We start from the raw sequence: 15,409 nt of genomic DNA on the forward strand, positions 1-15,409 counted from the left end.
TTTGTTATTATATGCCGTTTTTCTGGGCGAATTTTTATACAGATTTTTAGACAATTTGACGGTCAATTATGAATATTCAACAATTATTAAATGATAAAGTCTATCAAGCGATGATCGCAGCGGGCGCAAGCGAAGATGCGCAAGCCTTGGTGCGTCAGTCAGGCAAGCCACAATTTGGTGATTATCAAGCCAATGGTATCATGGGCGCTGCCAAAAAACTGGGCAAAAATCCTCGTGAATTCGCCCAAAGCGTATTAGATCACCTAGACCTTAGCGAAATCGCTGACAAAACTGAAATCGCAGGTGCGGGTTTTATCAATATTTTCTTAAAAAATGATTGGATTGCAAACAGTGCCAATGCTGCCAATAGCAATGACAAACTTGGCGTAAACACCACCCAAAATCAGCGCGTCGTCGTCGATTATTCATCGCCAAATGTCGCCAAAGAAATGCATGTCGGTCATCTACGCTCGACCATCATCGGTGACAGTGTCGTGCGTACACTTGAGTTTCTGGGCAATACCGTCATCCGCGCCAACCATGTCGGCGACTGGGGCACGCAGTTTGGTATGCTGATCGCTTATCTTGAAAAAATGCAAAACGAAAACGCCACCGATATGGATCTATCCGACATCGAAGAGTTTTATCGTCAAGCGAAATTAAACTATGATAACGATGAGGCCTTTGCTGAGAAATCGCGCAATTATGTGGTCAAGCTACAAAGTGGCGATGAGTATTGCTTGTCAATGTGGCGTAAGCTTGTCGATATCACCATGACCCAATGCCAAGCGACTTATGATCGCATGAATGTGACTTTAACGCCAAATGATGTCATGGGTGAAAGCCTGTATAACCCAATGCTACCACAAGTTGTGCAAGCACTCAAGGATCAAGGCTTGGCAGTTGAAGATGATGGCGCTGTTGTTGTATTTTTAGATGAATTTAAAAACAAAGACGGCGAGCCAATGGGTGTCATCATTCAGAAAAAAGACGGCGGCTATTTATATACCACCACCGATATCGCCGCTGCCAAGTACCGCTATGAGACCTTGCAAGGCGATCGTGCATTGGTCTTTACCGATGCTCGTCAAGCACAGCACATGGCACAGGCTTGGCTCATCACTCGAAAAGCTGGCTTTGTGCCTGAGTCATTCAGCCTTGAGCACTTCACTTTCGGCATGATGCTTGGCAAAGATGGCAAACCCTTCAAAACCCGTACAGGCGGTACAGTAAAACTTAACGATCTACTGGACGAAGCCATCGAGCGCGCCACCGTGCTGATCAATGAGAAAAACCCTGATTTGACCGACAGCGAAAAACAAGCGGTCATCAACGCCGTCGCCATCGGTGCGGTGAAATATGCCGATTTGTCAAAAAACCGCAACACTGACTATGTGTTTGATTGGGATAATATGCTGTCGTTCGAAGGCAATACCGCGCCATATATGCAATATGCCTACACGCGCATCCGCTCAATCTTCGCCAAAGCTGGCATCGATGGCAACAGCTTAACGGGCGACATCACCATCAGCGATGATAAAGAGCGCGCATTGGCGGTGAAACTATTGCAATTTGAAGAAGTGCTATTGTCCGTTGCCAAAGATGGCTTGCCACATTTATTGTGCCAATATCTGTTTGAATTGGCGGGGGTGTTCTCAGGCTTTTATGAAGCCTGCCCGATTCTATCAGCGGACGAAGCAACCAAAACCAGTCGCTTACTATTGGCAAATCTGACCGCCAAAACCTTAAAACAAGGTTTGGATTTGCTTGGCATTAAGACTGTTGAAAAGATGTGATTTAATGATGTTGCGGGGTGTGTTATATACACCCCACTTTTTTAAATGATTAAGATATTATTTAAATCAGCTGTTCGCACCATTAAGATTCTGATGTGTCCAATTCTCAAAGAAATTTTGCCAAAATTATCATAAAATTCAAACATCTGCATTCAATTGAAGCATATAGCACCCCCTAAATTTTTATTTATTCAAATAATTTCTATAAATTTAAATAAAATTAAATAAAATTAAGGGCGTATCAATAACGCCCTTTTATCATTCCAAGATAACGATTTGACCTTATCGGAAAAACAATCCACTACCCTTGCGCCACCACCGAATGATACGCGCGATCACAATAAGCCAAGCCCTTTGCTGTACCATCACCTGACTTAACGGCAATGATTTTACAGATAAAAATACTGTGCGTGCCGACGGTTTTGATCTCGTCAATCTGACAATCAAAGCTCACCAAGCTATCGCACAAAACTGGCGAACCTGTGGCAAGCATCGTCCACCCTGCCTTGGCAAATCGCTCATCGGCAGTCAAAGGCGATGCAAACACACCCGATAAATCCGCTTGGCGCTCGCTCAAAGTATTGACGCACAGCACCTGATTTTCGACAAAATGCTCATACGAGCGCGCATTGCCGTTCATGCACACAAGCAAAGTCGGCGGCGTATCGGTAACACTGCACACCGCCGATGCGGTAAAACCATGCCGACCCGATTTGCCATCGGTGGTGACGATATGTACAGCGCTGACAAGCTTGGACATCGCATTTCTAAATTCTGTATTTGTAATCATTGCTTCACTTATATTTATAAAAAATTTGAGCAAAAGTCAGGATTACTCCCAACTTTTGCTATTTGATTGAATTATTCTGCAAATCGCTTAAGACAGTTCAGCACGCACCAGTGCCGCCCCTGCTGCGAGTGCTTCAAGCTTGCCGCGAGCCACAGAGCGAGATAGAGGCGCCATGCCGCAGTTGGTGCAAGGATACAGCTTGTCCGCATCGACAAATTGCAAAGCTTTACGCAAAGTATCCGCCACCGCTTCAGGCGTCTCTATCGCATTGGTCGCCACATCGATCGCACCCACCATGACTTTTTTACCACGCAACAGCTCAATCAAATCCATCGGCACGCGCGAATTTTGACACTCAAGCGAGACGATGTCAATGTTTGATTGCTGAAGCTTCGGGAAGCTTTCTTCGTACTGTCGCCATTCACTGCCCAGCGTTTTTTTCCAGTCGTTATTCGCTTCAATACCATAGCCATAGCAGATGTGTACGGCGGTTTCACACTTCAGCCCTTCGATGGCACGCTCAAGTGCTGCTACGCCCCAATCATTTAATTCATCAAAAAATACATTAAAAGCTGGCTCATCAAACTGGATAATATCCACGCCACAAGCTTCCAGTTCTTTGGCTTCTTCGTTAAGAATTTTTGCAAATTCCCATGCCAATTTCTCACGGCTTTTATAATGCGCATCATACAAAGTATCAATCATGGTCATCGGCCCTGGCAATGCCCATTTGATCGGCTTATCAGTATGCTGACGCAAAAATTTGGCATCATCGACGAATACCGACTTTGGACGAGACACCGCACCGACAACTGTCGGCACGCTGGCATCATAGCGGTTGCGGATACGCACGGTTTCTCGCTGATTAAAATCCACACCGTCTAGATGCTCGATGAATGTCGTCACAAAATGCTGGCGTGTCTGCTCGCCATCGCTGACGATATCAATGCCTGCACTGATTTGCTCTTGGAGTGATACCAATAGTGCATCTTGCTTGGCCTCACGCAGTGCATCGCCCGACAGTTTCCACGGCGACCACAGTTTTTCAGGCTCGGCAAGCCATACAGGTTTTGGCAAGCTGCCTGCGGTTGATGTTGGTAATAATAGTTTGCTCATGATATATTGCCTTTATAAATTTGTTTAATTTCAAATACTTAATCTAATATACCACAATCACTGAACGAATTTTGCCAAAATATCTGCATAAGGCTTGATGAAATGCTCTTGGGTATACTCACCTTGCTTAATGGCAAGTTCGGTACGCTCAACGCGGTCATATTCTACTTTTGTTAAAGAATAATCTTCGTAAGTCAAGCTTGGTGTATAGACTTCACCCGCCACCGAATTGGCATTATAAATCTCAGGGCGATAGATTTTTTGGAATGCTTCCATCGTTGCGATGGTGCTGATCAATTCAAGATTGCTATAATCATTTAATAGATCACCTGCATGATAAAATGCAAATGGCGCGACAGATTTTGGTGGCATAAAATAACGAACCTTTAAGCCCATCTTATCAAAATATTCGTCGGTCAATGAATCAGCTTCTTGCTGATATTCCACGCCCAAAATCGGATGTACATTGGTTGTGCGATGATAAGTCTTAGTGGTTGAGACACTTAGGCAAATCACTGGGGCTTTTTTAAATTTCGCTGTATAAGCATCTGATGTTAAGATTTGTTTAAAAAGCTCGCCATGCAGTACGCCATAATCATCTGGCACGCTAAAAGTCGGTTTGTCTTGATTATACTCACGCAGTAGCACGCTAAAATCATAATCGCGCACATAAGATGAGAAGCTATTACCGACGATACCATCTGTTTTTTGGCCAGTTTTGTGGTCGATGATATAGGTTTTTAGCATCTCAATCGCTGGAAAAAACTCACCATCACCGATGACATCAATATCTGCTGAGACGATCTCAAGCTCAACGCTATAACGGTTGGCGGTCGGATTATCCCAATTTGCCAAATCATTGAATCGCTTATCGATCATGCGTATGACATTTTGTAGATTTTCTTTACGATTATCACCACGCGCAAGGTTGGCAAAGTTGGTGGTCAAGCGCGTACTTTGGGCAGGGATATAATTTTCGTCAAATTTTAGCGTTTTGACTTGGCAGCTTAATGTGGTCATATTGCACCTATTTTCATTGTGAATTTGGATGAATTTCGAACAGGACATATTAAACCGCATTTTTAACATGAATACAATTGATATATTTTTGAAAAAAGATGAATATTTTTCAATTTATAACGCCACACTACTATTTTCAATACATTTGGCGCGGTAAAATTACTTGAGAAACAGTGAATTTAAGTTATAATAAGCGTTTTTACATAACCAGCTCTGATTATTTAGCCTAATTTATGACCCAATCCAACCGCGCCGCCTTTATCCAAGGCTGTCAAGCCGCTCTCCCTATTGCCTTAGGTTATATCCCTGTGGCGATTGCTTTTGGTATGGCGACGACAGCAGCAGGGTTTCCGACTTGGGTGATTGTGGCGATGAGCCTGTTTATTTATGCTGGGGCTAGCCAGTTTCTGCTGTTTGCATCCATCATGAGCGGTGCGAGTGTGACGGCAGTGGTCGGACTGTGCGCCCTGCTCGACTCTCGGCATCTACTGTATGCACCACTGATGAAACGCCATCTCAAATCCAGTGATGGTATGATTTGGATTGCACCACTGATTACCGATGAAGTCTTTGCAACCGCGATGGCAAAGCTAAAAGACATCGACCGCCAAAAGCCATGGCTAATTGGACTTGCTATCGTCTCTTGGGTCTCATGGTGGGGTGGGACGATTGTCGGGATTTTTGGTGGTAAGCTGCTTGCTAATTATCCGACGATGAGCGCGACGATGAATTTTGCATTTGTTGCACTGTTTGTTTCATTATCGACGCACGCTTTTATCAGTGAGCCACGCTTTCGCATTGCGCTGATTGTGTCTGCAATTGTGGCGGTGATTTGTACACAGTTTGGACATGGTGAAATTGCGCTGTTGGTGGCGGGATTTGCAGGGGTGTTGGTGCAGTTGATAATTAGCAGGTTTATTCGATAATGTTTAGTAATGCTAACTTTTCCACTTTAGTGATTTCGGTTGCAGCAATGGCGATTTTGACTGCTTTGTCTCGCGCTTTGCCATTTTTATTATCGGACAACTCACCGATCATTCGCTTTTTTACTGCTGAAAATTCACCACTTGCACCATTAGGTGGTGCGATTATCGTGGCGATGACGATGGTGCTTGCTTTGCCATTTTTTAGTGCGCCAACTGAGCATAACCCCCTCATTGCAAGCGTCTTTGGTATCATCACCACCATCATTGCCACCATGCGTAAGATCAATACCGGCATGAGCGTAATCATCGGCATGGTGGGATTTTTGATCGGTGTAATGGTGGATAAGGTGATTTTATAAGGATTTGAAAATCAATCCATTAGATCGATAAAAACGGGGTGCTTAAAACACGCCCTTTTTTATTGTAAAATTTTCTAAACGATTAAACTTGTTCACCCTTCTTAAAAAACACCCACGCAAGCCCTGCCGACATCGCCCACGCAAGCATCATCGACACCACCGAATGGCTCAAAAAATGATCGCCAATCATCATCTTATAGCAGCCCATCACCCAGCCCAATGCCATCACCGCGATGGTGATCGCACCACGACGGCGGCGCAAACTTGGCACAAAAGCAAAGGCAAACAGCGCAAATCCGCTACTGGCATGCGCCGCAGGAAAGCACTTATCAGGAATAGTGTTACGCATACTATCAAGCATCGGCAAATACGGCAGCGTGCCATCAAAAATTGTCAAATGCACAGGGCAGACCACATGAGTATAAGCCTTCAATGACGCGACAACTGTCGGCACTAGAATCAAAGTCAGCACCAGATACACAAGCTCACGCACGCGAAATTTTGCCACTGGGACAAGCCACTTGGCAGTGATGGCATTGCCCTTTTTCTCATGATAAGCGCGGTAAATGGTCGCAACCAGCAAGTAAATCAGCATCGCCATCAGTAGCTTTTTTAGTCCAGAATACAGCAGTAAATCGGGCAAAAAAGCTTGCTTGGCAACCATCCAATGCCCCATACCCAGATAGAACCAATCAGCGACCATCAGATCAATCTGACTATGTTCAAGGGTCAGCGCAGCAACGATCGCCATGACAAGAGCGATGCTCATCTCGACAAGCAGGCGTTTATTTGATAAATACGGCATAACAAACCCCACCCCACCGCCCTTAATACGAATGATTGTGCGGTGGGTTTGGAAAAATAAAGGGAGAAATCAGCGGATGAATGCGGTGCGGTCTTTGACTTTATCCGCGGTAACATCGAACAGCTTTAATAATGTCGGTGTAATCGCATCATGTGTCAGTGCGGTGTCACTGGCAGTTGGCGTGAACGATGAATTATTTGACCAAAAGAATGCCGGTACCGCTCGTTGTTCTTTTGGTGCAAAGGCATTAGGCATACCATGCAGATAGACACCGTTCTCACCCAGACTTTCGCCATGATCGCTGACATACAGCATCGAGACATCATAGGCATTGCTGTGCGTCTGCAGCCACTGGATACTTTGAGCGATAAAATCATCGGTCGCAAGTAGTGCATTATCATAGGCGTTGATGAGCGATTGATGTTCGCACTTGGCAAGCTCATTACCTTCACACACTGGCGTGAATTTGGCAAACTTTTCATCATATCGCTTAAAATACGCAGGCCCGTGATTGCCCATTTGGTGCAGCATGATCAGCATATCTTTGCCAGTATTGGCAGCGACAAAGTCATCTAAGCCAACGAGCATACCGACATCGCGGCATTCGTTATAAGGATTGGTGTTGCAGATGGTGTTGTTGGTCGCGGATTTATAATCGGCAAATTGCGCTTTTGGCAGCTTATCCATCACGCCTTTTGAGTCTGAATTATTATCACGCCACAAGATGCTCACGCCCAAGCGATCCAGCGTATCAAGCACATTTTCTTGGTACTTGGCGGTATCGACATCGTACTCATCCGCGCCTAAATAGCTGAACATACACGGCACAGAGTATGCCGTCGATGTGCCACACGATGTCACTTGGCTAAAATTGGTCACGCCATCGATCTTGGCAAGCTGCGGGAAAGTATCGCGCTCATAGCCATTGAAGCTGACATGATCGGCGCGTGCCGTCTCACCGACGACGAACACCACTAGGCGTGGCTTACGCATATCAGGCTTGGTTGCTTGTACCGCGTCTTTGGCGTGATAAATGGTATCTTTTGGCGCACTGGCTTTTTTATACTCAATACTGGCAAGCTTACCCACCGAGTAGATTGGCATGATCGGATTGACATAGCTACGCAGCGGCTTATGCACGCGAAAGAAACTGGCATAATGACTGCTGAACGCCACCACAGGCAGTAAAATCAGCGCAAGACTTGCCACGATCAAGCCCAATCGGCGCATCAAACCCTTGCCCCAAGTCGGATAATCCACCTTGACAAAAGCCACAAGCAAACTTGGTAACACGCCCAAGCCAATGATACGCATGATAAACGCTGCGTTTAATAGATCCTTGGTCTCGGCTTGGTCGGTCTGTAGGGCATTTTGGAGCATGGTCGTGTCATAGACCGTGCCATAAGTGTCAGTAAAATAACTGGTCACCGCGCCCATGATTAATAGCAAAATCAACACAGGCTTTAGCACATAGCGATACGATGATAACAGCGTGGTGATCAGTAGCATCGCGCCAAAGAGCACGACAGCGATCGTCAGCACAAAGCCGAGATTGTCCGCGATGGGATAGGTTTGGCTGATTTTATCAAAAAAGGTAAGATTGGCGGTCGCGGTCAAGAAAACGGCAACACTTGCCACAAGAACAAACGGACTGACCGAGCGTCGGTACCACACAGAAGTATGCTGCACCATGAGAAACTACTCAAAAAATAAACGGTGGGATAATTGCGGCAATTATACTGCAATTTTTTAAGAAATCCAGTACAATTTATCTGATATACAAAATTATGCGATACAGAAATATTTCAGAAATTTTATTAGCAGTCATTGCACAATCCCATACTGGATATACACTTGAGAGTATTTATAATTTGTATATAAAATTGATAATTATTCGCACTATTCCGATAGATTGACAAGCTGACATAAAAAAATGACGAAAAGCAAAAGTTTTCGTCATTGTGATGATATTGGCTATTAATTATCCAATGTCTTGTGCATTATTTAGGCAGCTTTGGTTTGACATCAGGTTTTGGTAATGAATTTGGCGTGCAATCATCGCTGCTCTGACCATCGATCAGCGGTACGCCATTTTCGCCACACACAGGTTCAAAGGTTGCTTCGATGATGTCATTTTTGATCTCTTGGGCGTCTTTTGGCTTAAAGTGCAGACGACGCACGATGGCATCAGAGAAAAACTGCGTTTCTTTGTCTTTGACTTCATCGAAAATGATCTCACCATCGCTGTTGATTTTGGCGTATTTGACCGTTTCTTTGCGCGGCCAAAAAAAGTCAAGCGGATGCTTTACAAAATGGCTAAATACCATGCTGTTAAGCTTTTTCCATTCAAAAAAGCGCACGCCTTTTGAACGCAGTGCCACCATCAAGGCAAGCGAGAAGCTCACCATCAAGTTCACCATACCAATCAGCAGCACACCGATGAACGACAGCGTAATCACTTGCCAAGTCAGATCCTGCGGCGCAAGATGATAAATGCCGTGAATGAAGTTCGCCGATGCAAAGGCAATGTGGCGAATATCCAGCGGCAAGCCAAGCATATAGCCGACGGTCGCGGTACTACCAAGGAAACAACCAAAAATAAAGTTCCCCATGATCGCACCTAGGTTTGCTTCGACGAAATCGCCAAGCTTGTTCTGCCAAGAGCTTGACATCACTGACTGTAGCCACGGATGGCGTTTAATGCGCTCGCCGATTTTATTGTACGCCGCCAAGTTATCATAATAACCTGAAATCAAGCCTGAAACAAACAAGAACACACCTGCAATGGCTGCGTGCGGCAAGGACAGTGAGCGAATCGGATCAAGGTCATGCAATAGATGAGCTGCCATCTTGCCATCGATCATCGGCGCACCATGCAGATACTGCCAAGTCCACGCGATCACGAACGCCACCGGCATCGCCACCGAGATATTACCCATGATTGCCACGAACTGCGTACGCAAAATATCGACGATCAGCTCAGCAAGCTTCGTCAGTTGTTGGGATTTTTTGCCCGAGCCTTCTGAGATAGTGGACGCGATCGCAGCTGCTGTCATCGCAGGCTGCTTGGTTGCGACCGTGCCTTTGGCGATATGAATAAACACAAAGCCCAAGCCATAGATCATGCTGTTCATGAATGCCTTGCCGATCGGCGCAAGCACCAAGTACGAGCCAAGCACCTTCAATGTCGCCATAAAGCCGATGAACAGACCACCGATGGCGGCTTTTTTTGACATTTTCATAAAGCCTGCGCGGTCGGTACTGATGTAGTTCTCACCGACGCGACTGGCGTTCTCAGTCACTTTACGCGACAGAAGCTTGGTGTTACTTTCGATCAATGAGCTAAAGCGATAGCGCGTGTTCGCCGTGCGCACCACTTGGGTCATCAGCTCAATCACCGCCTTATCACGGTTTTTGTCTTTATCCGTCACAAGACTCACCAGCACCTGCATACGGTGCAAGCTCTGCTCAAGACGCACAAGCAAATTGGTCATGCGAATCGAGATACCTGTCTTGTACACGCGTTTACGCACGCGGGTGACGATGTCTTGGCACTGCTCAACCATCACCAATAATGGCGCAGGATCGATGTCCACTTCAGGCATGACATCGGTCATCTCATCGAGATGGTGCGACTGGCGATACTGATTGACGAACAGTGTCGCTTCTTGGTTCTGCGCCACGAACGCTGCTGAGTGATTGAGCAGTTCTGGATAAAATTCCATCAGCTCAGGATGCAGACCCATGCCACTGATGCGATAAGATAAGATGACGATAGCGTTTAGAATGTTGTTCTTGATCTGCGCGACCAAGTTTAGATCATGCTTACCCACCTGCACCAGATCCACCAGCCGATCCCATTTTTCAGCATCGATATTAGCAATCCAGCGGTAGTCATTTTTATGATCAAACAGATCATTGGCAAGCTCCACCACCAGCTCTTCGTTGGGCAATAATGGCAAAAAACGATGTCCGACAAGCTTATTGACACTACCAAAAAAAGTCTCATCAGACGCGATGCCCGCATCGGTATATAGTGGAATTTGGCGATATTGCGTAATCAAGCGCAGCATGAAAGCCGCCAAGCCCTGACCGTATTCAGGGTTGGCTTGTAATAATTCGATCAACTCATCAAACTTGGCATTGGCAGCATCGACATCATCGGCATCGACACGCAGTGCATCAACCAAGCGCTTTAGTGATGCAGGCTCGGGTAGTTCTTGTAGTTTGACGATGTATTGTAAAATATGTTCTAAATCGTGATTATGCGATAGCGTCACAAAGTACTCCACTTGTTGGCGGTATCGTACCGCTCTGTACAAAATTTGTACAATTTTTCTCAATCTTTGGTAGGACACTCTAACACACTTGGGCAATTTTGCCAAATTTCAGAGCAGGATTTACCACAGAATTTTGTATCGAAATCTTTTGCTTTTTGCATTTTTATGATAAATGTTATGCAGGGATTTTAAAGTAAAAATGCTTGGGAATTACATATACTTGTAGGTTATTTAAGTTTGAATTGATAAAAAATTTAAAATACCTATAGGGCGTGCCGCACGCACCCTCAAAATACCTAATGCGTCAAATCTCCAAAAGATTTTTGCAAAAATTTATTATAAAAATCAAATCGTTATAATAAATTGGTGCGGATACCGCACCCTACGCATTAGGTTTTTAATCAAAATGCGTGTTGATGAGATGGGTTTATACAATATCAATGAACAATACCCATGACAAACCTACTACCCAAAAAAAAGCTTGGCGATCACTCACCAAGCTTTTTTCACAGCGATAATTTACGCAAAAAACCCAGCATCAAACGCCATGATACTGCTTGATCCTGCCGCTGCCATCTTGGCGTGTGCATCTAAGCTTGGCAGACTGCGCGCGACGAAATAGTCGGCAAGTTTGCGTTTATTTTCATAAAACTCACCTGCCTTACCTTCGCACGCGTTGATGATCAACAGATACATATAGCCATAGCACAGATAGCCAACCGCGTGCAGATAATCGACCGCGCTTGCGTTGATGGCATTGGCATCGTCTTTGCTGGCAGCGATCAGCTTGGCGGTCAGTTCGCGCACGGTTTGCACCGATGATTTGACACTTGCCACGATGGAGTGCGATGAAGCACTTGCACCAGCCGCAGCATCAATCTCATCTAAGAATGCCGACATCGCCACGCCGCCATCTTTAACGACCTTACGACCCAACAAATCCAGCGATTGAATGCCGTTCGTGCCTTCATAGATCTGTGAGATACGCGTATCGCGGACGATCTGCTCCATGCCCCATTCTTTGATATAGCCGTGTCCGCCGAATACCTGCTGACAGTCGATCGCTGCGGCGAATGATTTGTCAGTGACGAATGCTTTGACAATCGGCGTCAGTAGCGCGACTTTGGCATTGGCTGCTTTTGCTGCGGCGGTATCATCGCTGTATTTAGCGGTGTCGAGATTTTGTGCCACATACATCGCAAAGGTACGCGCCGCGACGCTGTTGGTCTTAGCATTCAAGAGCATACGGCGTACATCAGCAAAATGAATGATCGGATCGGCCGCTTTATCTGCATTGACGACACCGGTATCAGCACGACCTTGTAGGCGATCTTGGGCATAGCGCGCGGCATTTTGGTAAGCCAGTACACTTGCGCCAAGCCCTTGTAAGCCCATGGTCACGCGCTCATAGTTCATCATCACAAACATCGCAGCAAGGCCTGTATTCTCCGCACCGACCAGATAGCCTTTTGCACCGTCAAAATTCATCACGCAAGTGGCTGATGCTTTGATGCCCATCTTATGCTCGATGCTGCCTGCTTGCACGGCGTTGCGCTCGCCTAGGCTACCATCATCATTGACCATGAATTTTGGCACGATAAACAGCGAAATGCCCTTTGAGCCAGCTGGCGCGTCAGGCGTCTTAGCAAGCACCAAGTGAATGATATTTTCTGCCAAATCATGCTCGCCGCCGGTGATAAAAATCTTCGTACCCGTGATGGCATAGCTACCGTCATCATTCGGTAGAGCGCGCGTCTTGATGATTCCAAGATCCGTGCCTGCGTGCGCTTCGGTCAAGCACATCGTCCCTGCCCATTGCCCTGCGTACATTTTCTCAAGGTATTTGGTTTTTTGTTCATCGCTAGCAGCAGCCAGTAAGCAGATACTGGCACCGACGGTGAGATTTGGATACAAGGCAAAAGATTGGTTGGTGGCAAAAAGCATCTCTTCGGTCAGCATCGTGACCATCTTTGGCATGCCTTGACCGCCGAAATTTGGATCACCGCCAAGTCCGATCCAGCCCGCTTCGGCATACTGCGCGAATGCTTGTCTGAAGCCTGCTGGCGTTGCCACTTTGCCATCGCCTAGGTATTTTGCCCCTTCTTCATCGCCCGATTGATTGATCGGCAGCAGCACTTCACTGGCAAATTTCGCCATCTCATCTAGAATCATATCGACCGTTTCTTCATCGACATGGCTGAGCTTTTCGTTATTTTGCCAAAATTTCGGCGCATCAAACACTTCTTTTAGTGTAAAACGCATTTCATCCAAGGGAGCGGTATAGGTCAATGACATGATAATTTCCTTATAGTCGGTTTTTAAGTAATTCAAAATAACAGCATGATTGCACCATTTAAAACAAAGCTAGAGATTAAGCCGCAGATGATATAAATCCAAGAAACGATCTATTGCTTCAAATGACACAATCATAGTAATTTTAATACACAAATTGCTCAATATCCATCGCCATCAAGGTCTCTTCGCCGCTGTTGATGCGTGCGACATGGACGGCGGTGCGTGGTAAGAGCTTGGTGAAATAAAACTGCGCGGTCTTGATCTTGGCATCATAAAATCCATAATCACCGTGCAATGATTTATCACTGTCAAGATCTGCATCATACTCATCAAGCTTCACTTGCGCGACGACCGCCATGCGCGCCCACAGATAAGCAAGGGTCACATAGCCTGAGAAATACAGATAATCGACTGCGGCAGCACCGAGGGCGTCTGGGTTTTGTGTGCCTTGTAAGCCGATGCGTGCGGTGATGTCGCCCCACTGTTTATTCAGCTTGGCAAGTGGGCGGATGAATTGACCAAGTGCGTCATTTTCTTCATGTTCTTTACAGAATTTATGAATGATCTTGGTGAAATTGGCAAGCATACGCCCTTGCGAACCCATCACTTTACGACCCAACAAATCCAGCGACTGAATCTCTGTCGTGCCTTCGTACAAGCAAGCGATGCGCGTATCGCGGACATTTTGCTCCATGCCCCATTCGCTGATAAAGCCGTGACCGCCATAGACTTGCACACCGTGGTTCGCTGATTCAAAGCCTGTCTCGGTCAAGAACGCTTTAGCAATCGGTGTCAATAACGACAGCATATCATCGGCAAATTTCACATCCACACCATCGACGCCTGCGCCCTTATGCACGATGTCGGCATATTGTGACAGATAATACACCAGCGCGCGCCCACCTTCGGCAAAGGCTTTGGTGGTCAAAATCATATTGCGCACCGCAGGATGGTGGATGATACGGTCAGCGGCTTTGTCTTTGTCTTTCACACCCGAAATGGCGCGCATCGCGGTACGGTCTTTGGCATAAGTGATTGCCCCTTGGAAAGCAAACTGCGCCGCCGTCAAGCCCTGAATCGCCGTGCCAATACGCGCGACATTCATAAAGGTAAACATACAGTTTAGACCGCGGTTTTCAGGGCCGATCAGATAACCTGTCGCACCGTCGAAATTCATCACACAAGTTGCTGATGCTTTGATACCCATCTTATGCTCGATCGAGCCACAAGTCACGCCATTGCGCGCACCGATTGAGCCATCGGCATTGACCAAGAATTTCGGCACGATAAATAGCGAAATACCCTTAGTGCCAGCTGGTGCGTCAGGTAGGCGTGCTAGCACGATGTGGATGATGTTTTCGGTCAAATCATGCTCGCCTGCTGAGATGAAGATTTTTTGTCCTGTGATGGCATAGCTGCCGTCATCATTCGGCATGGCGCGTGTCTTGATGATGCCAAGATCTGAGCCTGCGTGCGCTTCAGTCAGACACATCGTACCCGACCACAGACCTGTGTTCAGCTTTTCTAGATAAGTGGCTTTTTGTTCATCAGTACCGTGGTGTTCGATGGTGGCGATCGCCCCGTGTGACAGCCCTGGGTACATAGAGAATGACCAGTTTGCCGTACCCATCATTTCGCTGACCGCACTTGATAAAGTGGTTGGCAAGCCCATGCCGCCGTATTCAGGCTCGGCGGTCAAGGCAGGAAAGCCCAATTCACAGTAGCTTTCATACGCTTGTTTAAAGCCTGTCGGCGTATAGACATTACCATCTTCGAAGCGGCAGCCTTCGATGTCACCCGTACGATTCAATGGCGATAGCACGCTTTGGGCAAAATCCGCCGCCGCTTCTAAGTAACTATTAACCGTCTCGGTATCCAGTTCAGCGTAGGCAGGTAGGCGCGCGTAGTGGCTTTGGCTGTCTAGTAGCTCGTGCATGACGAATTGAATGTCGCGAAGTGGGGCTGTGTATTGCATAGCTTATCCTTAATTATCTTAAAAATTGATAGCCATAAAATAAGCGA

11 protein-coding genes are annotated in these 15,409 nt (G+C 46.3%); 3 read left to right on the plus strand and 8 right to left on the minus strand.

The genetic code is table 11. The features are described 5' to 3' along the window. Positions 1-68: 68 nt before the first annotated feature. Complete coding sequence (argS, locus tag NGM44_RS01875) at positions 69-1,796, plus strand: arginine--tRNA ligase (protein ID WP_253223988.1); 1,728 nt, start codon at positions 69-71, stop codon at positions 1,794-1,796. A gap of 301 nt (positions 1,797-2,097) precedes the next feature. Here the strand turns inward: argS and NGM44_RS01880 are convergent, their stop codons facing one another. From NGM44_RS01880 to NGM44_RS01890, 3 genes are all read right to left on the minus strand, one after another. Further along, the gene (locus NGM44_RS01880) at positions 2,098-2,586 is read right to left on the minus strand and encodes a flavin reductase (protein ID WP_253223989.1); all 489 of its coding nucleotides are present in this window, start codon (positions 2,584-2,586) and stop codon (positions 2,098-2,100) included. 87 nt (positions 2,587-2,673) lie between these two features. Beyond that, complete coding sequence (locus NGM44_RS01885; RefSeq protein WP_253223990.1) at positions 2,674-3,702, minus strand: methionine synthase; 1,029 nt, start codon at positions 3,700-3,702, stop codon at positions 2,674-2,676. A 57-nt stretch (positions 3,703-3,759) separates the two neighbouring features. Beyond that, on the minus strand, positions 3,760-4,722 hold the full coding sequence (locus NGM44_RS01890; protein WP_253223991.1) for a putative oxygenase MesX: 963 nt from the start codon (positions 4,720-4,722) through the stop codon (positions 3,760-3,762). A gap of 233 nt (positions 4,723-4,955) precedes the next feature. Between NGM44_RS01890 and NGM44_RS01895 the strand changes: the two genes are divergently transcribed. Beyond that, positions 4,956-5,648, plus strand: a complete 693-nt coding sequence (locus tag NGM44_RS01895; RefSeq protein ID WP_253223992.1) for an AzlC family ABC transporter permease — start codon at positions 4,956-4,958, stop codon at positions 5,646-5,648. Positions 5,649-5,695: 47 nt separating this feature from the next. Next, positions 5,696-6,007 carry an AzlD domain-containing protein gene (locus NGM44_RS01900; protein ID WP_253223993.1) on the plus strand — a complete coding sequence of 104 codons (312 nt, stop codon included), beginning with the start codon at positions 5,696-5,698 and terminating at the stop codon, positions 6,005-6,007. A gap of 82 nt (positions 6,008-6,089) precedes the next feature. On the opposite strand, the gene NGM44_RS01905 is transcribed toward NGM44_RS01900, so the two are convergent. The 5 genes from NGM44_RS01905 to NGM44_RS01925 form a co-directional block, all read right to left on the minus strand. Then, positions 6,090-6,812: a PAP2 family protein gene (locus NGM44_RS01905; protein ID WP_253223994.1), complete on the minus strand. Its 723-nt coding sequence runs from the start codon at positions 6,810-6,812 to the stop codon at positions 6,090-6,092. Between the two features lie 69 nt (positions 6,813-6,881). After that, on the minus strand, positions 6,882-8,504 hold the full coding sequence (locus NGM44_RS01910; protein ID WP_253223995.1) for an MCR-1 family phosphoethanolamine--lipid A transferase: 1,623 nt from the start codon (positions 8,502-8,504) through the stop codon (positions 6,882-6,884). Between the two features lie 308 nt (positions 8,505-8,812). Next, positions 8,813-11,092, minus strand: a complete 2,280-nt coding sequence (locus NGM44_RS01915; RefSeq protein ID WP_253223996.1) for a site-specific recombinase — start codon at positions 11,090-11,092, stop codon at positions 8,813-8,815. A gap of 519 nt (positions 11,093-11,611) precedes the next feature. After that, positions 11,612-13,387, minus strand: a complete 1,776-nt coding sequence (locus NGM44_RS01920; RefSeq protein ID WP_253223997.1) for an acyl-CoA dehydrogenase C-terminal domain-containing protein — start codon at positions 13,385-13,387, stop codon at positions 11,612-11,614. Positions 13,388-13,529: 142 nt separating this feature from the next. After that, entirely contained in the window at positions 13,530-15,362 is a 1,833-nt protein-coding gene (locus NGM44_RS01925; RefSeq protein WP_253223998.1) for an acyl-CoA dehydrogenase C-terminal domain-containing protein, read from the minus strand. Positions 15,363-15,409: the final 47 nt, after the last annotated feature.

The sequence above is a fragment of the Moraxella sp. FZFQ2102 genome, assembly GCF_024137865.1.
In the GTDB taxonomy this organism is placed as follows: Bacteria; Pseudomonadota; Gammaproteobacteria; order Pseudomonadales; family Moraxellaceae; genus Moraxella.